Source organism: Lancefieldella sp., from assembly GCF_057237245.1.
Genome location: NZ_DBHHJM010000002.1, coordinates 133,507 through 154,221 on the forward strand (window position 1 = coordinate 133,507; position 20,715 = coordinate 154,221).

The 20,715-nt window shown below is 44.9% G+C and carries 20 protein-coding genes and 1 tRNA gene; 7 read left to right on the plus strand and 14 right to left on the minus strand.

Annotated features, from left to right (window positions below; all coding sequences use genetic code 11):
* Positions 1–122: 122 nt before the first annotated feature.
* From ACO5GU_RS02515 to ACO5GU_RS02550, 8 genes are all read right to left on the minus strand, one after another.
* Entirely contained in the window at positions 123–656 is a 534-nt protein-coding gene (locus tag ACO5GU_RS02515) for an adenine phosphoribosyltransferase (RefSeq protein ID WP_035427597.1), read from the minus strand.
* A gap of 51 nt (positions 657–707) precedes the next feature.
* Positions 708–1,571, minus strand: a complete 864-nt coding sequence (ftsR, locus tag ACO5GU_RS02520; RefSeq protein WP_484845937.1) for a transcriptional regulator FtsR — start codon at positions 1,569–1,571, stop codon at positions 708–710.
* 17 nt (positions 1,572–1,588) lie between these two features.
* Positions 1,589–2,005, minus strand: a complete 417-nt coding sequence (locus ACO5GU_RS02525; protein ID WP_035427594.1) for an FHA domain-containing protein — start codon at positions 2,003–2,005, stop codon at positions 1,589–1,591.
* A 38-nt stretch (positions 2,006–2,043) separates the two neighbouring features.
* On the minus strand, positions 2,044–2,424 hold the full coding sequence (locus tag ACO5GU_RS02530; RefSeq protein WP_035427592.1) for a Rid family detoxifying hydrolase: 381 nt from the start codon (positions 2,422–2,424) through the stop codon (positions 2,044–2,046).
* Positions 2,421–3,263, minus strand: a complete 843-nt coding sequence (locus ACO5GU_RS02535) for an aminomethyl transferase family protein (RefSeq protein WP_484929949.1) — start codon at positions 3,261–3,263, stop codon at positions 2,421–2,423. Before ACO5GU_RS02535 ends, ACO5GU_RS02530 begins: the two co-directional genes overlap by 4 nt.
* Positions 3,263–4,486, minus strand: a complete 1,224-nt coding sequence (locus ACO5GU_RS02540) for a D-alanyl-D-alanine carboxypeptidase family protein (protein ID WP_484929951.1) — start codon at positions 4,484–4,486, stop codon at positions 3,263–3,265. The genes ACO5GU_RS02535 and ACO5GU_RS02540 overlap by 1 nt, the downstream gene beginning before the upstream one ends.
* Before the next feature lie 12 nt (positions 4,487–4,498).
* Positions 4,499–5,230, minus strand: a complete 732-nt coding sequence (locus ACO5GU_RS02545; protein WP_484929952.1) for a CDP-alcohol phosphatidyltransferase family protein — start codon at positions 5,228–5,230, stop codon at positions 4,499–4,501.
* Between the two features lie 65 nt (positions 5,231–5,295).
* On the minus strand, positions 5,296–6,693 hold the full coding sequence (locus tag ACO5GU_RS02550; protein ID WP_484929953.1) for a M20/M25/M40 family metallo-hydrolase: 1,398 nt from the start codon (positions 6,691–6,693) through the stop codon (positions 5,296–5,298).
* A 127-nt stretch (positions 6,694–6,820) separates the two neighbouring features.
* On the opposite strand from ACO5GU_RS02550, the gene ACO5GU_RS02555 reads away from it, so the two are divergent.
* On the plus strand, positions 6,821–7,711 hold the full coding sequence (locus tag ACO5GU_RS02555) for an HAD family hydrolase (RefSeq protein WP_035427585.1): 891 nt from the start codon (positions 6,821–6,823) through the stop codon (positions 7,709–7,711).
* A gap of 2 nt (positions 7,712–7,713) precedes the next feature.
* On the opposite strand, the gene ACO5GU_RS02560 is transcribed toward ACO5GU_RS02555, so the two are convergent.
* Both ACO5GU_RS02560 and ACO5GU_RS02565 read right to left on the minus strand, forming a co-directional pair.
* A complete protein-coding gene (locus ACO5GU_RS02560) occupies positions 7,714–8,478 on the minus strand; it encodes a class I SAM-dependent methyltransferase (RefSeq protein WP_484929954.1) in 765 nt (254 codons plus the stop codon).
* A 304-nt stretch (positions 8,479–8,782) separates the two neighbouring features.
* A complete protein-coding gene (locus ACO5GU_RS02565) occupies positions 8,783–10,576 on the minus strand; it encodes an oleate hydratase (RefSeq protein ID WP_484929956.1) in 1,794 nt (597 codons plus the stop codon).
* Between the two features lie 268 nt (positions 10,577–10,844).
* On the opposite strand from ACO5GU_RS02565, the gene ACO5GU_RS02570 reads away from it, so the two are divergent.
* Positions 10,845–11,591, plus strand: coding sequence for a class I SAM-dependent methyltransferase (locus tag ACO5GU_RS02570; protein ID WP_484929958.1), 747 nt, complete (start codon positions 10,845–10,847; stop codon positions 11,589–11,591).
* Positions 11,592–11,754: 163 nt separating this feature from the next.
* Here the strand turns inward: ACO5GU_RS02570 and ACO5GU_RS02575 are convergent, their stop codons facing one another.
* Entirely contained in the window at positions 11,755–13,098 is a 1,344-nt protein-coding gene (locus tag ACO5GU_RS02575; RefSeq protein ID WP_484929960.1) for an FAD-dependent oxidoreductase, read from the minus strand.
* 213 nt (positions 13,099–13,311) lie between these two features.
* On the opposite strand from ACO5GU_RS02575, the gene ACO5GU_RS02580 reads away from it, so the two are divergent.
* Positions 13,312–14,343: an HNH endonuclease gene (locus ACO5GU_RS02580; protein ID WP_484874441.1), complete on the plus strand. Its 1,032-nt coding sequence runs from the start codon at positions 13,312–13,314 to the stop codon at positions 14,341–14,343.
* A 716-nt stretch (positions 14,344–15,059) separates the two neighbouring features.
* On the opposite strand, the gene hcp is transcribed toward ACO5GU_RS02580, so the two are convergent.
* Positions 15,060–16,652 carry a hydroxylamine reductase gene (hcp, locus tag ACO5GU_RS02585; RefSeq protein ID WP_484929962.1) on the minus strand — a complete coding sequence of 531 codons (1,593 nt, stop codon included), beginning with the start codon at positions 16,650–16,652 and terminating at the stop codon, positions 15,060–15,062.
* Positions 16,653–16,785: 133 nt separating this feature from the next.
* Here hcp and ACO5GU_RS02590 point away from each other — a divergent pair, with 133 nt between their 5' ends.
* Together ACO5GU_RS02590 and msrA are read left to right on the plus strand one after the other, a co-directional pair.
* Positions 16,786–17,454, plus strand: coding sequence for a Crp/Fnr family transcriptional regulator (locus tag ACO5GU_RS02590; protein WP_484929963.1), 669 nt, complete (start codon positions 16,786–16,788; stop codon positions 17,452–17,454).
* A gap of 26 nt (positions 17,455–17,480) precedes the next feature.
* Positions 17,481–17,969 carry a peptide-methionine (S)-S-oxide reductase MsrA gene (msrA, locus tag ACO5GU_RS02595; RefSeq protein WP_484800538.1) on the plus strand — a complete coding sequence of 163 codons (489 nt, stop codon included), beginning with the start codon at positions 17,481–17,483 and terminating at the stop codon, positions 17,967–17,969.
* 577 nt (positions 17,970–18,546) lie between these two features.
* Here the strand turns inward: msrA and ACO5GU_RS02600 are convergent.
* Together ACO5GU_RS02600 and ACO5GU_RS02605 are read right to left on the minus strand one after the other, a co-directional pair.
* The gene (locus ACO5GU_RS02600; RefSeq protein ID WP_484929965.1) at positions 18,547–19,119 is read right to left on the minus strand and encodes a hypothetical protein; all 573 of its coding nucleotides are present in this window, start codon (positions 19,117–19,119) and stop codon (positions 18,547–18,549) included.
* A gap of 115 nt (positions 19,120–19,234) precedes the next feature.
* The gene (locus ACO5GU_RS02605; RefSeq protein WP_484929966.1) at positions 19,235–19,546 is read right to left on the minus strand and encodes an MGMT family protein; all 312 of its coding nucleotides are present in this window, start codon (positions 19,544–19,546) and stop codon (positions 19,235–19,237) included.
* Positions 19,547–19,625: 79 nt separating this feature from the next.
* Between ACO5GU_RS02605 and ACO5GU_RS02610 the strand changes: the two genes are divergently transcribed.
* Positions 19,626–19,702: transfer RNA gene (locus ACO5GU_RS02610), tRNA-Pro, on the plus strand.
* Between the two features lie 222 nt (positions 19,703–19,924).
* The gene (locus tag ACO5GU_RS02615; RefSeq protein ID WP_484929968.1) at positions 19,925–20,689 is read left to right on the plus strand and encodes a CPBP family intramembrane glutamic endopeptidase; all 765 of its coding nucleotides are present in this window, start codon (positions 19,925–19,927) and stop codon (positions 20,687–20,689) included.
* Positions 20,690–20,715: the final 26 nt, after the last annotated feature.

A 20,715-nucleotide genomic window follows, 5' to 3' on the forward strand; every position in this document is an offset into this window, starting at 1 on the left:
TTGCAAACAAGTTTACTGTAATTAACAAATTGCTTAGGTAAATAAGACAAATGGCCAACAAGCGCGTAGTCTTGTCAGCCAAAATTGTCAGGTTAAAGAAGGTCCAAAGTAAGCGGTGAGGCTTATTGAACCTTAATAAGGGTGTAGACCTCTTGATCAAAGCACTTGCCAATAATCTCCCTTGGGTGCAGATAGCAAAGCTCAAGCGCAAATGCAAAGCCAGCTACTTTTGCACCGGCCTTCTCGGCAAGTTGAGCACAAGCAACGCAGGTGCCGCCAGTAGCAACCAGGTCATCAGCAATAAGAACAACGTCGTCTGGGGTAAGAGCATCGGTGTGAATCTGAAGCTCGCTGGTACCGTACTCCAGGTCATAAGCCTGTGCGTAGACCTCACGAGGCAGTTTGCCTGGCTTACGAGCAGGAACAAAGCCTGCACCAAGTTTGTAGGCTACAGGGGTTCCAACAAGAAAACCACGAGCCTCAGCACCAATAACCTTGGTGATTCCCGCATCAGCAAAGTGCTCTGCAATGTCATCAACAACTGCGTGGAAGCACTCAGGATCTTTAAAAAGTGGAGTTACATCTTTAAAGATAACGCCTGGCTCTGGATAATCAGGAATGCTAATGATATGACTCTCATAATCATACGTAGACACAATGTCCTCACATTCAAAATCAAAATCAATGAATAGTTATATATACCTAGATTACTCGTCTAGATGCATATCCTTAAAAGATTCACGAACTAATTTAGTGATAAGTTCATTTCTAACCGCATTGGTGAGGCCTAACATGCGGGTCAGAGCAGCCATAAACTTCTGACGAGTCTCGTCAGTGTGGTCAACTTCAACTCCCCCGCCTTTTTTAGCATATACGACAAGTGACTTGGCAAACATACTAGATTCTCGGTTTGCAGCCATAACGTATTGACGCAGGTTCTTGGGCTCAAAACCAAAGTGACGAAGCTCACTACAAAGGCGAATCAGCGTTAAGTCTTTGCCATCTACAAGGTCTCTACCATGTGGAGAGCGTTTTAAAGTAATGACGCCTGCTTCGGAAAGCTGACGAACAAAGCCTACAGAGCATCCCACAATTTCTGGGATACGATCAATAGCGTGATATTTTTGAACAACCTCAGGGTCATCTACAGGTACCACAATAGCATCAGCATGCGTGGCACCAAGAATTGCCTGTGAGACTTGCTTTCCATCAAGCTGAGGTTGAGGCTGGCGAGAAGAACTTTGAGCTTCAGGCGCAGCCTGAGCCTCAGCTCCAGTTGCCTCGTCAGTCTGAGCTTTGACCTGTTGTTCAGCTTCAGGGTTTTTATCTTGCCTATCAAGCTCTTCTCTAATAACTGAGAGTGGCATAAAACGGCTTTTCTGCAGATACAGAATAGTCTCAAGTCGCTTAACGTCTTTTTGAGAATACAGACGATAACCACCAGCAGTTCTGGTAGGAGTAAGCAAACCCTCATCCTGTAGATATCTGACTTTAGAAACACTCAAGTCAGGATAGAGAGTCTGTAATTTCTTGACTACTTTACCAATGGTAAGAAAGCCTGAATCAGCCATAAAGCTATCCTTTAACCTTAAGCTGAAACTCTGCTGGTATGGAAGACCATGCGGAAGGTACCAATCTGAATAGTTGAGCCATCGCGCAGGGTAGCCTTGTTAATAATGGCACCATCGACCCAGGTACCATTGAGAGAATCAAGGTCTTCAATAGTTGCATAGCCAAGAGCAAGATTAGAGAGATCAATGGTGGCATGATTTCTGGAAACTGTCATGTCGTTCAAGAAAACACTGCTCTTTGGGTCTCTACCAAGAGAAATCTGAGGTAAATTGAGCTCAAAAGTCTGACCAGTCTGTGGTCCCTTGACAATAGTAAGGACAGGGTGAGCTGGCTTTTGTTGAGCCATAAGGTCTGGAACCGTAGCGTCAGCTGATGGCATGCGGAAAATCTCTGTTGAGTCTGGTGACTGCTGTTTGATGTCGTCAGTTGACATGGTTTCTCCTTAATTTGGTTACAAGATAATAATAACGCTTAACGACACGCAATGCAGTCCATTTCGATAAGCGCACCGAGTGGCAACGCAGAAACCTCAACAACTGCCCTGCCAGGTGCAGGAAGAACAAAGTACTGCCTATAAATCTCGTTTACCTTAGGCAAATCATTGATATCAGCAAGGTAGATAGTTGTCTGAGCTACATCAGAAAGGGTGCATCCTGCCTCTGCCAGAATTGACTGAGCAAGATGAATGACACGAGTAGTCTGCTCTTCAATTCCTCCGTCTATGAGCTCCTTTGGGTCTTCTGCAGAGACCGCAATTTGACCAGTTACAAATACCAATCTACCTGCAGTAGTACCCTGAGAGTATGGTCCCATAGGAGCAGGAACGCCTACTGCATTAATTGCATATTTCATAGAAGATCACCCCTTGCACCAATGAAATCATCAGAGGCTCTGAGTAAACCCCAACCCTCAAGTTTATCTTTAGCTACTACTACTTTAGTGTTACTTGCAAGTTCTGAAAACCATGGAAGATAGGTTTTAAGGCCTTCAATGAGTTGCTTATGTCCAAGAGGATGGACTGTTTCAAAAGAAAGCAAGCTTCTAAAAAGAATTACCGTATGTACCGGTGGGACCATAACCAGATATGCAGGTACTTTCTTAGTTGAAATATTGACTACAAGTGCTGGGATTGTTTGGTCGAGCATAAGATTACAAAGTTTTGAGTCTTCTGGAAGATTCTGTTCTCCCAGGTAGTCCATAAGGACCTTCTTGGCCTTTTTACCAGCAAGAAGAAGAGGGGTAAGCAGCGGCGTTGCGTCTTCTAAAGACACTTCTGCATAAGGAGCTACACCGTTTTGCTCGACTGACGCAATGATAGAAAGCCACTCATCTAGAACAAGAGAGCGCTCAGATGCATCAAGTACCACGTACTCGTTTTGACCAGAGCGCGCGAGAAGACCGATGGAAGACAGAGATCCGTCTCCCGTAAGTGCACACTCAAATGAAGTCTCTCCTACCTCAAGCTGTTTACCTGCAAAGACAGCTTCAACAAAATTTTGAGCTGCAACTCCACTCAAAAGTGTGTAGCCGATACCACTCAGGTCAATAAGAGCGCAATCTTTCAGAGCTTCCTCAAGGGGTTTCTCGCCATAGAAAGATTGGGCTAAGTTGAAGCCTTCAGTTGAAGTTGAGAATTGTGCGCCAAGATACTCAAGCTCGGTATGAAGGATAGAGCGTTTCTGCTCAGACATTAGTTTCTCCCAAAGAGATACGGAGCAACCGAATACAGGTCAAAGAGATTGTAGGCTGGAATAGTCCACAGCGTAAGGTATGCCTGCGTTATGGTGGTGCCTACCTGCGTGGAATCTTGGGACCAGTCAGTTGAAGAAACCAGCTGGTTATTAGCTACAGGATAGTTAGGAGAAAGCATGGAGGTCTGGTAGGTGAAGTCTTTAGAGCCAGGCCATGCCATATACGTGGTAGAAGTTGATGGCTTAACCACTGCAGAGAGCAAGAAGTTGTCCTCACTCGTACGAATCTGCACAATCTGGTCGGTTCGCTGGATGCTTACGCGATTGTAATTACGATAAGCCCAGTTCATCAGAATGGCGGTATCGTCAAAACGACCTTGTGTAGTCTCGCAACCAAGCACGCAGGTGTAGAGCGTAATGTTTCCACGCTTTGAAGCGCCCAAGAAGGCAGTACCAGAGTCTTCAGCACCTGTTTTAATGCCGAGAAGACCTCGGTAGGTGTCCATAAGGTCATCGGTTGAGTGGAACGTGCGCTGCTCCCCTCCTACCGTTGTAGTGTATGACCTGGTATGCACAGCGCTTGCGATAAGTGGATAGTGCTCGCGCGCATAACGACCCATCAGAGCAAGGTCTCGCGCGGTTGAATAGTGACCATTAGCATCTAAGCCGTGAGGATTCTGGAACTGCGTGTGAGTCATGCCAATCTCAGCAGCCTTCTTGTTCATTTGGTCAACAAAGGCCTGTTGAGAGCCTGATACGTTGACAGCAATGTTATAAGCTGCGTCATTTGCGGAATACACCAGCATCATCATGATTAGCTGTCTGAGTGTAGGCGTATCGTCCGAGGTCAAACCAGCAACTTGAGAACCCTCTTCAAGATCTGGAACTGTGATTTCACAAGGCTCATCAAGATTAACGCCAGAATCAAGCGCCACAATTGCAGTCATAACCTTGGTGATGGATGCCATAGGGAGCTCTTGATCTGGGTTTTTGCTCCAAAGGACGTTTCCTTGTGCATCGGTGACAATGGCAGTAGTTGCCTCAGTAAGTTTTGGCTCATCGGTTACAGAAGACTTGTTAGAAGAGGTATTTTCTGCCAGAGCCGTGGTTGCAGGAGCAAAAGGAGCAGCTAGAACAAATACAAGCAGCACGCTAACAAGAAAAGCCAGCATCTTATGAGAGAGCTGGCGTAAAGATACATGGTTGTGCTGAAGGAAAGTCATAAACAACCTAACTTATGCTTGAGTGTTTTTACTATCTTTAACTATTTTAGCCGCTTCAACAGTATAAACAATGGCGGTAATTGCCGAGAAAACAATCCCTATGTACACAAAGAAGATACCGACAGCAGAACCCTGTGAATTAAGTCCTGGAAGCCAGCTAACGTTTACCAGACCAAGTCCGGAGACTACTGGAATACCCAGAAGAAGCAAACTAAATCCAGTCATCAAAAATGCAGTTGCTGCTTTACCAACAAAGACAACATCAATAGGACGCCTGCGGAATTTGCGAACCGCAAGAGCGCCAAGAGTAAGGTAAACATCTCGTCCAATAACAAAGAGTGGAATCCAAAGAGGAAGCTCACCAATAATCAAGAGACCAAGAACGCCTGTAATAAGAAGAACTCGGTCCATGATGGGATCCATGATTTTGCCCAGCCAGCTGACGGTTTGCGTTCTACGAGCTATCTGACCATCAAGAAAATCAGTGACAGCTGCGGTTACATAACAGCCCAGTGCAACCCAGCGATTTCCGCCTGTTGAGAAGAGCACAAGAAAGATAAGCGTAAGGATTAACCTGCAAAACGTAATGACATTTGCAACGGTAAAAACAGCATTAGAAGGATTATTAGAGCTTCCAACCGGATCAGTAATAGTTCCTTCTGCCTGCGCTTTTGCTGTATCGGCGTCTGCTGCTTCTTTAATTTGGGATGCTACTTGATTAGCTAGCTGCTGCCTAGTTTGCAACGTTTCACTCCCCTTTTGTAGTACATAACATGCGTCTATTTTAACGTAAGTTGCACGATAGCAAATTATTCGCACATTTGTTTAACAAAGGACACAAGAACGCGGACGCCCTGAGCATACACGCGTTTCTCGATACGTTCGTCAACGCCGTGGACACCGTTTGCCTCATCTTCTGGTGTTGGCCTAAAAGGACAAATGCGCAGAATAGAATCGCAAATTCCCTCGTATCGGACAGAATCGGTACCACCGCACACAAATGACGGGACAAAGGTAACACCTGGATGGTAGTGCTCCATAATGGCCTTGAGCTCTTGGTAGCCAGCACCAGTTGGAGAATCAATTCTTCCTGCTGGAGTTGAGTGTAAAGCTTCAACCTCAATATAAGGGTCAATCTGAGCTACCACCTGTTTAATGTGTTCAACGGTTTCCTCAACGCTTACACCAGGAAGAAGTCTAATATTGATAGTTGCGCTGACATTACCAGGCATAACGTTTGCTGCACTACTAGAACCATCAAGCATGTTAAATGCATACGTAGTAGTAACAAAGGGATAGAGCTCTTTAATCTGAGCTGCAGCATGTGCGATCTTATCTGCATTTGTATCTACGTCACACACCAGAGAAGCAAAAGGTTCATCGGTGATTTCTGGCGCAAGAACCTTGAATGTTTCTTTGACAATGTCATTAAGCTCAGGCTGAGGTTTAGCCTCAGAGAGAGCGGCTAGTGCGCAGCTCAAATGCTCAAGCGATGTTCCACCAAAAGGATTTGAGGAATGTCCGCCATGACCAGGTGCAGTAAGCTTAACGTTCAAGAAGCCCTTCTGCGAGATGCAGATGTCGGCCACGGTAGCCTCAGGCGCACCGTATGCGCTACCGTCAAAAAACGTAGTGGTGCCCTCGTCCAGGAGACAAGCTGCACGCATTTCTCGCGAGTCCATGACCTCTGCAAGCCTAGTGGCGCCGTGGCTCAAGACCTCCTCGTCCTCGCCAAATGCCAGGTAGATAGAGCGCCTTGGCGAGAAACCCTGTGAAAGCAGATACTCAAGTGCCTCAAGCTCGCCCATGAGCATGTCTTTGATATCAAGCGCGCCACGTCCCCAAATGTACGTGTCATCGACATCTCCACCAAAGGGATCGTGCGTCCATGCGTCTTCTGTACCAGGAACAACAGGAACAACATCCTGGTGAGCAATAAGCATCAATGCGGGAAGCTCGTGGTTGGATCCTGAAATCTCAATGAGAAGCGAGTGACCAACCACTTCAACGTTAGAGGCCGCGGTCATAACATACGGAAAGCTATCAACAATGTGCTGTTGAAGGGCATCAAACTGGGACCAATCGGTTGTCTCTGCGTCGGTATACACCGTCTTAAAAGACAGCGCCTTTGCAAGTCTCTCAGACATTGCCTCTATGTTGAGCTCCGGATATTCATCCTCGTGAGCAAAGTGGTCGTAAATATTCATGAACCTCTACTAATCTCGTAGTTTTAAGTTAATAACGTAATAATAACGGTAATTTTTACGCGTTTCTCTACTCTTGCTGGTAGAATTAACAAAACACTCACTTAGCACACGTATCTTGGGAGCCCTGATGATTAAGCTTGTTCTTTCCGATATGGACCAAACGTTAAAACCCGCTGACACTCCGGCTATTTCAGAAAGAACTCATCAGGCAATTAATAATCTTAAAGCCGCAGGTATTGCGTTTGGACTTTCTACCGGAAGGCCAGTTTATGATGCACTTTCTTATCTAAAGTCTGACGTTTCCCTGACAGACACTGGCGTGTTTTCTAGTGGAAAGATTCTCTACTTTAATGGCAAGCTCATTTTCACCAAACAATTTACCTACGAGATGATGGAGAAGATCTACGAGGTTATTTCTCCAATGGATGATTGTTTGCTTACGTATTATCAAGAAGGTCCGCTTGAGCAGCCTTTAGATACGTCATTTACCTCTTGTTGGAAAATAGTTGATACCACTCAAGAGGTAGTAGATCATCTTGCAGCCTCGTTTAACACTTTTGTGCCAGGGCTTGGTCCGCAGTCCGTTCCAAAAGATATCCCTATGTATGCGGGAGGTCTTCTCTTACCCCAAGATGAAAAGCGCGCGCAAGAAATCTATGAGGCTGTTACCAGTGCAGTTCCAGAGGTTGAGTTGGTTTCTCCCTATATTGGTTGGTTTGACATCAATTATCGTGGTTGGAATAAGGCACAGGGATTCGAGAAGCTCATTGAGACTATAGGTCTTAAGCCAGAAGAAGTTATTGTGTGCGGCGATTCCGAAAACGATCTTGATCTTCTTAAGATTGCTCATCACTCATGCTGCATGGAAAACGGAACTGACGAGGCTAAGGCTGTCTCGAAGTATCTGTTGCCTAGCGTGTATGAGGAAGGCGTAGCTCAGCTCTTAGAGGCGCTTACAGAGGCTCAGGGAGACTTTGATTCTGACGTTGTCCAGGCTGTCCTGAAGAGAACTCTATAGGGTTAGAGCTTGATGCAGAGCGTGGCAATATAGTCATTCCCATACTGTGATAATCGATTCCTTTTATCACATGACTCATAAAAATCAATCATAGCAAGGCCATTTTTAAGTTGTCCTCTAATCTGAGCTTCTAAGGTATGGCTAAATTCATATCCATATGCTGGATCTATGGTTATTTTGCCTTGTTCTTCAAGCTTTCTTGAATTAAAGGGAATTGAAAACTTTAAAAGTAATTCCTCATCGGGGTGGTCCCATACAACGTCAGCATCATACATGTACGTCCAAGGATTCATGAAGCCGACCATTAACAGCCCACCCTTTTTCAATACACGAGCGGCTTCTTTATACATGTTTTCTAAGTCTTCAATGTATACATTCGAAACTGGATTAAAAATAATATCGAAAGTTTCATCTTCAAAAGGAAATGGTTTTGTCATATCAGCTTGAACGGTATTTATTTTTAAGCCTTCTCTTTTAGCAACCATCTCATCTTTTTGTAATTGTGATGTAGAAAAATCCATTATGGTTACGTCATAGCCTTTAGCAGCAAAAACGGGGCCCTGTTGTCCGCCACCACAAGCTAAGCCTAATATCTTTTTTCCGTTGGTCTTTTTAAACCATTCTGTTGGAACTTTTTTGCCAACCGTTAATGCAACGGCAATTGGATTATTTCTAGCCTCTTCTATTTCTTCATGCGTCAATGGCTGGGTATAGTCATTGTTTACCTTATTCCATCTATCTTTATTTGTTTTTATATAGTCATTCATCTTGTAATCTCCTCAAAATACCATTGTATTTTGATGTAAGTTGGACGCAGCACCATTACATTTTTCTTGTCGCTACAAATTATAATTTGTTTTCTCGCTGTTTGTGCCACATACATTTTTAGCTAATTGAAACAGGTCTACAGAGCATGCAACCTAGTACACATAGTCTTATTTCTAAGTGTTATGTCTGAATCGTAAAAAAGTGGCTGCAGATGACACGTCAAATGCAGCCACTTTTATGTTACTCACACGTGTTTAATCGCGTGTTGCCAATCGTTTTGACTCTGCGGGTTTCTCCGCACTTCTACTTGATCAGACCGCTGTTCCTTAGCAGCAGCTCAATATCGGTGCCCTTAACAGCTTTAAGAGCAACCTTCAAGAGCATCTTCTCCTTGAACGAGAGCGGCGCCTTATCAAGCGTTTTCTTGTCCAGAGCATAATAGGTTGCCCTTAGAAGCTCTCTGATGTCGTACTGAGAACCCCAAACCTCTGGTACGCCCCTATCAACATCCATCAACGAGTAGACAGACTCCATACCAGTACGGATTGAGTATTCCGTAGTAAAGATGGTGTCGCGAGGAGTCTCGGCAAACTGTCCAATAAAGGCAAAGTTAACAGAACCCTCAGGGACAACCAGAGGCCTGTCCTCAGCCTTTCTTGGCTGGAAGAATGCGTTGATGTAAGGCATGAAGCACGTTGTAGTATTGCAGCGGTTCTTTGCCCAGTCCTCAATCTTCTTGGTTGGAACGCCAATGTGATAGAGCCACTCCTGGCACACTTCCTCGCCGGTGCAGTTACGCATAGCCTTCTTAACAAAGTTACCAGGCTTGTTAGTGCTCAATGCATAGACCCAGATAAGTACGGTGTCCTTGTCCTGTGCTCTGAACTGTGGCTGACGGTTGATGGTCCACGAGAGGTACCAGTTATCGGTACTATCTTTGACGGTTACAATTCCGCCGGTAGTGACTTTTCCTTCTCTCGGGTCTCTCTTGCAGACGCCAATAATCTTCTTGATAATCTCTTCATCTTTTGTCTGGATAGTGGCACTCATCCAGTTAGTTGCTTCAAAGTCGGTGCAGAAATTCTCGGGGTTGCCATACTCGCCATGTTTAGCTTGAGCTGCGATGTTCTTCCACAGATCCCAGGACTCTCCCACACCATTTCTAACGTTGCTAATGTCAGGAGCCGTGTTCTGATCACCATAGCAAGAGGTGTCAGTGCAGCAACCATTGGTGATAAACACCAGGTCGTCTTCAGTTAGATCAATGGTTTGCTGCGAGCCGTTCTTCTCGTAAACAATCTGAGTAGCTACCTTTTTACCATTGGTGTCGTTGATGATGACGTTCTTGACGTCCATACCGTAGTCAACGCTTACTCCGTGGTTCTCAAGATACCTGACCAGCGGCAAAATCATGCTCTCATACTGGTTGTACTTGGTAAAACGCAGCGCAGTAAAGTCAGGAAGACCGTCAATATGGTGACAGAATCTGCAAAGATAGCGCTTCATCTCTAGTGCTGAGGACCACCTTTGGAATGCAAACATGGTCTGCCAATAAAGCCAGAAGTTAGTGTTCCAGAAAGAATCAGGGAGCACGTCGCTAATCTTCTTGCCCTCAAGGTCCTTCTCGGGAGTCATAAACAGCTTAGCAAGCGCAAGAGAAGACTCTTTATCAAGATTGAACTTCTTGTCTGTGTGAGCGTCTTTGCCGCACTTCTCGGAAGCTCTGCAGAGCGAGTAGTTTGGATCATGCTTGTTGAGCCAGTAGTACTCATCAAGTACCGAGACACCAGGTGTTTCGATAGATGGAACGTCTCTAAACATATCCCACATGCACTCAAAGTGGTTGTCCATCTCTCGGCCACCGCGCATATAGAAACCCTTGCTTACATCTTTGCGACCATCGCAGCTTCCGCCTGCAAGCTCAAGCTTCTCGAGCAGGTGAATCCTCGAACCCTTTACCTGGCCATCGCGGACAAGATAAAACGCAGCAGCTAGACCCGCAAGTCCTGTTCCAATGATATAGGCTGATTTTTTGTCGGCATCTTTGGGTTTTTCTGGTTTAGCGAACGATTCATACGTTCCAGCAGAGTAATACATAACTTCCTCCTTAGCATTCCGCATCAATTACCTGCGGAAATTAGTAAGTCGCCCTTACCTTGTGTCCACTATAAACTTATAAACTGCTAAAGAAAATGCACAAAAAGAACGATTGGACATATAGGTTATTTTTTTGTCGCAATCTACCTGCTAAATTGTTTCAAAAATAGCAATTAATTTGGCTTTTTTTGCAGGTAACGATGTGCTTAACTTGTATCAGTTAGATTAAGCTAACTTTATTCTTTCATAGTATGAAGGGGGTCTTAGTATGGAAGCTGGTCACGAGTTTTTACTCCGTATGGGTAAGACAAGACTGCGCCCCGGAGGTATTGAAGCAACCAATTGGCTACTTAATTCCGTAGAGATTACGCCAGAAACTCAGATTCTTGAGGTGGCTTGCAATATTGGAACTACTACGGTTGAGCTGGTAAAACGTTTCCACTGCCATGTAACCGCAATTGACCTTAATGCAGATGTGCTCCCTAAAACAAAAGAAAATATTGCGAGAAACAATATCGAGGAGTACGTGACAGTGGAACAAGGAGACGCTACAAACCTCTCCTACCCTGATTACAGCTTTGATGTTGTTATTAACGAGGCTATGCTCACTATGCTCTCTGATCAGCAGAAAGAGGCAGCCGTAAAAGAGTACGCACGCGTACTTAAGCCCGGTGGCGTATTGCTTACTCATGACGTTCTTCTGCTCAAAGAAGACGATGAGCTAGTCCATGAGCTCTCAAGAACCATCAACGTCAACGTAAAGCCTCTGACCCTTGCAGGTTGGAAGAATCTCTTTGAGTCAGCAGGTTTCTGCCCAGAAACTAAGAACGGCAAGATGACGCTTATGAATCCGGCAGGACTCATTGCTGATGAGGGTGCTGACGGAGCTCTGAGGGTTATTAGAAACGGCCTTAAGCCAGAGAATACCAAGATGTTCACCAGCATGTTTACGTTCTTTAACGATCATGCTGACGACCTCAACTACATCGCCGTAGTTAGCAGAAAGCCAAGATAGCCACTGTTTCAAAATAGCCGTCATTACAAGCAAGACGTCGTCTCAAGATGGGCGCATGGTTGCCCAAAACAGGCATCAATCGAGCTAGACTTGGGCTCGATAGCAAAGAAGGAAGCCGGCATCTCTACCGGCTTCCTTCCCTTTTGTGCGTTATGTGCGGAGTTTACTTGGCCTTTGCACAGGCAGCCATAGCAACAGAGCCAATGTAGTTGACTGGGTTGGTAAAGTTTGGCTGGAACAGAAGGTCAACAGCTGCAAGGTTATCGATGGTCATACCAGCGGCAATGGCCACGGAGACAACGTTTGCTGCCTGAGCAACATCGTCATGTGTCGAGAAGAACTGTGCGCCCTTGATAAGGCGAGTCTCTGGATCCCAGACCAGCGTAGCGGTAACTGGCTCGGTGGTCAGCATGAACTCAGGACGGTAGTTCTCGGTGATAGAGACGGAATCATACTCGTAGCCACGAACCTTGCCACCCTCAACGGTGAGGCCAGCTGCTGCCATGGAGTAGTTGTAGAGCTGAACTGCGCTGGAAGCCTGAGTACCTGCATAAGCAGCGGTTGGCTCAAGCATGTTAGGGCCAACGTGCAGTCCCTGGCGTACAGCGTTTGTTGCCAGAGGAATGTAGTCCTCTTTGCCAGTGACGTTGAAGATAATGGAAGCGGAGTCGCCAGCTGCAAAAACGCCAGGCTCACTGGTGTGCATGTACTCATCAACCTTGATAGCACCGTTAGGAAGCATATCAAGCTGGCCGTCAAAGAGGTCAGTACGAGGCAGGAAGCCAATGCCCAGAATTGCGTAATCTGCAGTATAGGAGCCCTTATCGGTAACAACGGTGACGGAATCGCCGTTGTCTTCAAAGCTCATGACCTTCTCGCCAAGTGCAAGCGTGACGCCATGCTCTTTGTAAGCATCCTCAACCTGATCAGTGATTGCCTTATCAAAGTTCTTTGCAAGAACGCGAGGAAGCATGTCGATGAGTGTGACGTCCTTCTGACGCTCGGAGAGTTGCTCTGCAAGCTCAGCGCCAATGTAGCCAGCGCCGATGACAATGGCGGACTTGGAAGTTGCCATGGTGTCGTGAATGCGGCGTCCATCAGCCCAGTTCTTGCACTGAAGAACGCGAGGTCCGTCAATACCAGGCAGTGGAGGAACAATTGGCTTTGAGCCAGTGGTAACTACGAGGTAATCAAAGTCATCCTCAAAAGTCTCTCCGGTCTTAAGGTCTTCCCACGCAACGTGCTTGGTCTTAACATCTGCAGAAGTGACGTTGGTGGTCATATGGACGTGAGCACCAGCCTCGGCAAGGGCTTCTGGAGAGCTGTAGAACATTTTGTTAGGATCGCTTACGTGGTCACCTACCCAAAGAGCAATACCGCAAGACAGGAAGGAAACCGTGTCATTGCGCTCAAAGACGTGAACCTCCCAATCTGGGTGTGCGCCCAGGATTGAAGAAGTGGCAAAAACGCCAGCGTGGGTACAACCGATAACTGCAACTTTAGCCATAGAAACCCCTCTGTTAAATGCTACTAATGACTAACATTAATTGTTACTTCGACAGTGGCATTATGCCATATTCTCTTATCAAGAAGAGCGTCATTCTTGAACGTTCTTTAATAAATCGAATATTTGGAGTTCGTGAAGCAATTTGTTTGTAGATCTTTACACAGTGGCGAGAAAAACTTACTGTTTGTACAGGTTAATTGTGAGGAGACTGGGATGTTTGATCAGATCATTACAGAATGCAAGATCTTTAATCCAACTCTTGAAAGAGCTTTTAAAGTTGCTCCAAAGGAATTTGTCTCCGCTTATCAGTGGTTTATTGATAATGAAGGCAGAGGAACGTCTGTTTTGCCACATAATGTACCAGATAAATTGGGATTTTATGATTTCAAGATAAGTGGTCAATCTGGCATTTTCAGCCCTTCAGGTAGAGATATACACTACAAAAATAAGCAATATGCAATATCAGTACACACCAGTAAGCCAGGAAAAAACCCTCATTACAAAGATAGACCTCCAATTATATTAGAGGATGGAACTTGGTTGCTTGAATATTCTGCATATCGAGAGAAAGAAACCTGCACCGTTAGCTACAATACATATCTGTTAAATTGCCTTAATGATGGTCTTCCTGTTGGTGTAATTGATTGGGACAATACATTAGATCAATACGTCGTCAGAGGTCTTGCATTCGTTGAACGTTATAACAGTGCGACTGGAATGTTTACTTTGCATGGCCCAGTTAATGCTAAAACAATCAACGATTCATCCTTTATTTCTGCTGGTTTTGACGATCTTAAACCAGAAATTCAAAATCAACTTGAGCAGATTGATGACACTGATGAGCGAATTAAAGAATTGAGGGAGTCGGTACGTAGACAAGGTCAAACTCAGTTTAGAAATGACTTGTTAAAAGCGTATGCAAATAGATGTGCAATCTCAGGAAATGATGTACCTCAGGTTTTGCAAGCTGCTCATATTGGTCAATATCGTGGACCTAAAACTCAAATGGTTACCAATGGTATTCTTCTAAGGTCTGATCTACATCTTCTTTTTGATGCACATTTACTTTCAGTTGAGCCCGATAGTAAGCGCATTAGATTATCGAGGCTTCTGGATAAAACCGAATATATTGACTTCAATAAAAAGCAGTTGCACATGCCTGTTTATCGTGAAGCTTATCCAAATGAAAAGCAGTTAGAAAGGCATTTTGATCAATTTATGGCTGAAACAGAGATTTTGAGATAAGGCTTTATTACATGATTTCTAGTTCGATCCATGAGCAAAATTTGTGAGCAAAGTATTCTTCTGATTTTCAATGCTATCAAAGGCAATAGTACCAGAAACCTTTGAATTTTAATGAATCATCATAATTGTCCTTCTACTCCCCGTGTTATTGGAGATCCCTTTAGATTTCAAATATATATTGAAAATAAAGGCCGCAGAGAGGATAATCGAATTGATAACTTTCGAAGCGTCCTATCTCTGCGGCGCTTTTTTATTTAGCCTCGTCTAGAAGGCCACGCAGCTGAGAAACTATCTCTTGGAAATCATCACGAGATAACTCTTCTCCGCGTAGGTCCGCTCTCTTTTTTGCTTGTTCAACCAGAAGAATCAGACCACGGATGTCACTTTGTACCCAACTAGGTACTTTAGGCGCATTTTGCATTCAAATCACCTCCCTTCATAATTAGATATGTGGAACATATGTTCTATTATAACAAATAATCTTTCACAAAACAAACTGGGCTATATCTGGTCAAATGAAATTTCGTTAGACTCATTAGATCATTAACCGTTAGTGTTTTGATTCTTTATCTCTCCTTAACAAAAGGAAGAATATCGTTCTTTATCTGACTTTGTCAGCGACCAAGTTAGATCCACAAAATCCACGATCAAAAAACGCCTCCAAGCGCATAGCTAGGAGACGTTTTAAGGAAAGGACTAGAGGGGTTTCTCGCCAATTAGGCAAGCATCTGAGCAAGATCCTCGGAAGCATCGCCGATTGGGCCAATACCGTAGTTCTCAACAAGAATGTTAAGGACGTTAGGGCTGACAAATGCAGGAAGGGTTGGTCCAAGCTTGATGTTCTTGATGCCAAGGTGAAGCAGGGTCAGAAGGACGCAAACTGCCTTCTGCTCGTACCAGGACAGAACAAAGCTCAGTGGCAGGTCGTTAACGCCGCAGTCGAATGCGTTTGCCAGAGCGGTTGCAATCTGAACAGCGCCGTAAGCGTCGTTGCACTGACCAACGTCAAGAATACGAGGAATGCCACCAATGGTGCCCAGGTCAAGGTCGTTGAAGCGGAACTTACCGCAAGCAACGGTGAGGACAACGGAGTCTGCAGGAGTCTGCTCAACAAACTCGGTGTAGTAGTTACGACCAGGACGAGCACCGTCGCAGCCACCAACAACAAAGAAGTGCTTGATGGCGCCCTGCTTAACAGCATCGATAATCTTATCGGCAATACCAAGAACGGCGCCGTGGCTAAAGCCGGTGGTTACCTTGTGGCCACCGTTGATGCCGGTAAGCTCCTGAGCCTCAGCGTATCCACCAAGCTCCTGAGCCTGCTTGATAACAGCACTAAAGTCCTTCTTACCGTTAGCGTCCTCGTCAATGTGGACGAGCTCTGGGAAGGCAACAAGCTCAGTGGTGTAGACGCGGTCCTTGTAGCTAGGACGAGGTGGCATGAGACAGTTAGTAGTGAAGACAACAGGAGCAGGAATGTCCTTGAACTCCTTCTGCTGGTTTTGCCATGCAGTACCAAAGTTGCCCTTGAGCTGTGGATACTTCTTGAGCTCTGGATAACCGTGAGCTGGGAGCATCTCGCCGTGGGTGTAAACGTTGACGCCGGTGCCCTCGGTCTGCTCAAGGATCATCTTGAGGTCAAGAAGGTCGTGGCCGGAGACAACAATGAAGGGGCCAGGCTCAATAGTCAGAGGAACCTCAGTTGGAACTGGGGTGCCATAAGCGCCGGTATTTGCGCTGTCGAGAAGAGCCATGCACTTGAGGTTGACCTCGCCTACCTCAAGGGTAAGAGGCAGCAAAACGTCAACGGAAGACTCAGTAGCAAGTGCAGCAAGTGCCTTTACAAAGAAAGCGTCAACTGCGTCATCAGTCTTGCCAAGAACGCGAGCGTGGTAAGCATACGCAGCCATACCACGGATACCAAAGAGAATAAGGGACTTGAGGGACCTAATGTCCTCGTTGTCGGACCAAACGCCGCCAAGTGGAAGATCCTCAACAGGCTCTACGCCAGCCTCTGCAGCTAGACGGTTCTTCTCGTCACGAACCTGAGCAGTAATTGCATCAACAGCACCCTTGTCAAAGTTGACGTTGGTGATGCAGGTAAACAGACCATCGACAATCAGCTGGTCAGCACGGTTAGAACGCTTGCCAGTAGCAAGCTCGGTGCGAGAAAGGCCAACCAGAGCGCCGGTGAGCTCGTCCTGAGCAAATGCGACGTCAAAAGGCTTGCCACAAACGCCAGCAGCGCCGGTACATGCAGTACAAGCGGCAGTCTGCTCGCACTGGAAACAGAACATCTTGTTATCCACTATTTTTCCTCTCCATAAAACCATATAGCGAGAAGAGATTTGCTCTTCTGGGTTTCATGATTACAGGAATGTGGAATAAGGTATGTTGTAATTACAACAAAACGATTCTTGTAGAGAAATTTTTGGAGCGTCAATGAACTTGCAAGATATTAAGCCTTCGTTTTTGCTCAACACAGTGGTGTTTAAAGGGGTAAAGCCAGAGCAGCTTGAAGCTTTGCTGAAGCATCTACGTGCGGTGGTACGTACGTATAAGCCTGGAGAGATTATTCTATGCGCTGGTGATAAAGCTCATCAGTTTGGCATTGTTGTCTCCGGCGCTATTCATGTTGAGGGATCAGATGCTCAAGGTAACATTTCTGTGATGGGGGCCTTCCATACGGGAGAAACGTTTGGAGAGGCATATGCAGCTCTTGGAAACGTACCGCTTTTGACCTCGGTGGTTGCCACGGAGACGTCTGCGATTCTGCTGCTTGACCTGCGACAGATTACCACCAGAACGTGTGACATCTGCGGCGGTGTGGACATTATCACCAGAAACCTTATGGCTTCTATTGCGCAGAAAAACATCATGCTGAGCCGCCGTATTCAAGATGCTGCTCCAAAGAGTATACGTGGCAAATTGATGGCGTACCTGAACACTCGCTCGCAAGCTGCGGGTTCGTCGGAGTTTGATATCCCCTACAATCGCCAACAACTTGCTGATTATCTTGGTGTAGATAGAAGCGCCTTAAGCGCGGTAATATCATCTCTAAGTAAAGAAGGTGTCTTTGAAGTAAAGCGAAGTCACTTCAAACTTTTATAACAGCAATTCGGCCTTAGGAGGCTTTTATGGCAGAGATTTATCTAGCAGGTGGATGTTTCTGGGGTCTTGAAGAGTACTTCTCCAGAATTAAGGGCGTTACTGCAACCACTGTTGGCTATGCAAATGGGAAGACCTTAGATACCAACTATCAAGAGGTCAAGGCCACAGATCACGCAGAAACGGTGCACGTAACCTATGACCAGAGCGTTGTAAGCCTCTACGACATCCTGCGTTATTACTTTAGGGTAATCGATCCCCTTTCGGTTAATAAGCAGGGCAACGATGTTGGTAGGCAGTATCGCACTGGTATCTATTACACAAATGACGCTGACCTAGCTGTAATTGAGCGCATTATGTCTGAGCAGGAGTCTCTGTTTGGTCAGAAGCTTGCCGTTGAGGTGGAGCCACTGGATAACTACGTTCTTGCCGAGGAATATCATCAGGACTACCTGAAGAAGAACCCAGGTGGTTATTGTCACATCAATGTTGATGACGCATATAAGCCGCTTGCGTAAGTTGTTCTCCTAAACAGTTCAGTTCACGTTTACAAGAAAGGCGCTCGCTTGTGAACTGCCTCCCATTTCTTGGACACGAGAAATAGGAGGTAGTTCAAAACACACTTAAGTCAGATAATCTGTCAAAAAGACGTATACATGACGCTGAAAATACCTCAAACGCGCAGATTATCTTCATTTGATGTGTAATATGGCCGTAATTGAGCAGATTATCTGTCATAGGTGTGTTCCTTAGGTACGGAATTTAGCGGTAGTTAGATTTTTTATATATGTCTATTCATGTTTAAGCATATTAGATGAAGTTTATGCATAGAAATGTATACCAAGCGGTGCAACCGCCTAGCTTCCTGGCTATTTTGATTAGGAACATGTCGATTCTTCAGCAGAACCTACCAAAGCTGCGCTATTTTGTGCGCCAGGCCTAAAAGCCGACGCTAACACGCTGCAGGATCATAATTACCCGCATATGAACTGCCTCCCATTTCTTATGTTCAAGAAATAGGAGGCAGTTTATTGTACAGGCGCTTTTTTGGAGCAATGTTTGTTACAACAAAGCTAATAAGCAGTACAGTTCAAGCTATTTCTTGACCTCGTAGTGGCTCTTTACCGTAAACGTAATAACGTAGGTCTTACGATACGACTCTGGTGCAGAAGTAAGAATTGCACAGTCGGTCAGGTTGTAGTTAGTTGGGTGTGCAAGAGCCTGGTCAACAGTGTTGCCAATCTCTTCTGCAGACTCAAGCACCTGAGCCCTCTGAGCTGCATCGATTGTTGCTTTTCTCATCAAATCAAACTGATCGGCCGTACCCTCAATGCGAATAATGATGGGCCAGAGGCTGTCTTTATCAATCTGAGTGGTAATTTGAAGGTCTGGATACAGGCTGTTATCAAAGCTGAATCCATCAGGAATATGGTAGGTGCCATAGCCAGTAGCGTTAGAATTGTTTGATGAAGAGCTAGAGGAGCTTGAAGAATCCTCTTTTTTCTCGTCCTTTTTCTCTTCTTTTTGTTCTGACGTGGTGGATGGTGTCTGATCTTGTTTGTTTTCTGTTTGTGAGCAGCCAGACAAAATGCCCACACTCAAGGCTGACGTTACCAGTAGTACAAAAATTGCAGTAAAGAACTTGCTCAGGCTAGAGCTACGCTTCATTTGACCTCCATTAAACGGAACGTGCCAACTACCAGGAACTCACTGCAATTGTACCCAGCAAAATGCACTACCTAGCTGGGAGAATATTTCACGACATAAAATATTGTTTCATCTTTTATGCTTCCCAGAGATAACGCTTCATATCAACCTTACCGTTGTCTAGAAACTGCACGCCCTCTGCTTCAAGAAGCTCTCGTTGTGCATCAGGTCCACCAAATGCAAAACCTGGAGCAAGTGAGCCGTCTTTAAAGACTACTCGGTGACACGGTACACCGCCCGCAAACCCAGGACTTTGATGCATAGCAAATCCCACATAGCGAGCTTTTCTTGGCTCCCCTATCATGCGAGCTATCTGCCCATATGTGCTGACTCTGCCCTCAGGAATCTGTTTGACCACTGAAAAGGCGCGCTGAAAGAAGTTATCCATGTATAGCTCACTCTATCTTCACGGTTACCGGGAATTGCTTGCTCATTTTATGTTGGAATGCTATCGTATCAAAAGCAAACGGGTGGTGGCGCAGCTTGGTAGCGCACTTGACTGGGGGTCAAGGGGTCGCTGGTTCAAATCCAGTCCACCCGACCAGAATTTCTCGAAGCCGTAAAATATTGGCTTTTCTTTATATGTGGTATATTAGTCAAAGAACCCGCGCCACCCCGGTTAATATCCGAGGCCGAGCAGGGTTCTTTTTTTATCGCTTTATCGTTATAACCTTTTCATGCAACTATAGAAGTAGTTTATTAAAAACCGGTTTGATATAAGTTGTAGCATAGACAAAGTGACAAATTGGAATTTAGGAGAAAATTTATGAGTCGAAAAAAGGCAATTTTTCTTTATTTATTAGGAACCTTAGGGCAAATATGGATGATATGTATTATAGTTTTTATATTGCGTAATTTGGGTATGGATGTAGACTATACAACGCCAATGGGAATGGTTGCTATTGGAATAGGTGGAGTTTCAGCTGCTCTATGGGGAACTATTATTGCACTTAGATACAAAAAGTACAGTACGAAGAAAATATTAAAGGATTTTTTCGCTATAAAGCAAAACATCAGCAGTTATTTATTTGTTATTGTATTCTTGCTTTTGGATTTTTGCTATGTTGCATTTGATGGAAAATTAGCGTTGAATGCGTGGTATATTCCGATTATCTTATTTCTTAAAGCAATCCTTTTTGGTGGGATTGAAGAAGTAGGGTGGAGATATGTTTTTCAACCAATTATGATGGAACACCATAGTTATATTAGTTCAACTTTAATTACCTTTGTTTTATGGGGAATATGGCATTTCTCTTATTTCTACATTGAAGGAACATTGCCACAAGTACAGGCGTTTGGATTTTTGCTTGGATTGTTGACTAATTGCTTTGTTTTATCCGCATTATTTATAAAGACAAACAGTTTGTGGATATGTGTGATGACACATTCGTTAATAAATGTTTTCTCGCAATTAGCAGTAGGTGGTGATCAAAATATAACTTATGCTTGTAAAATAATTATTATAGTAATGGCAACTATTCTTTCGATTAGAGAGCAAAATAAAAAAGTAACTGATGTATCAGTTCTTTAAAGAGCGGCAAATTCCAGTTTGTCAAT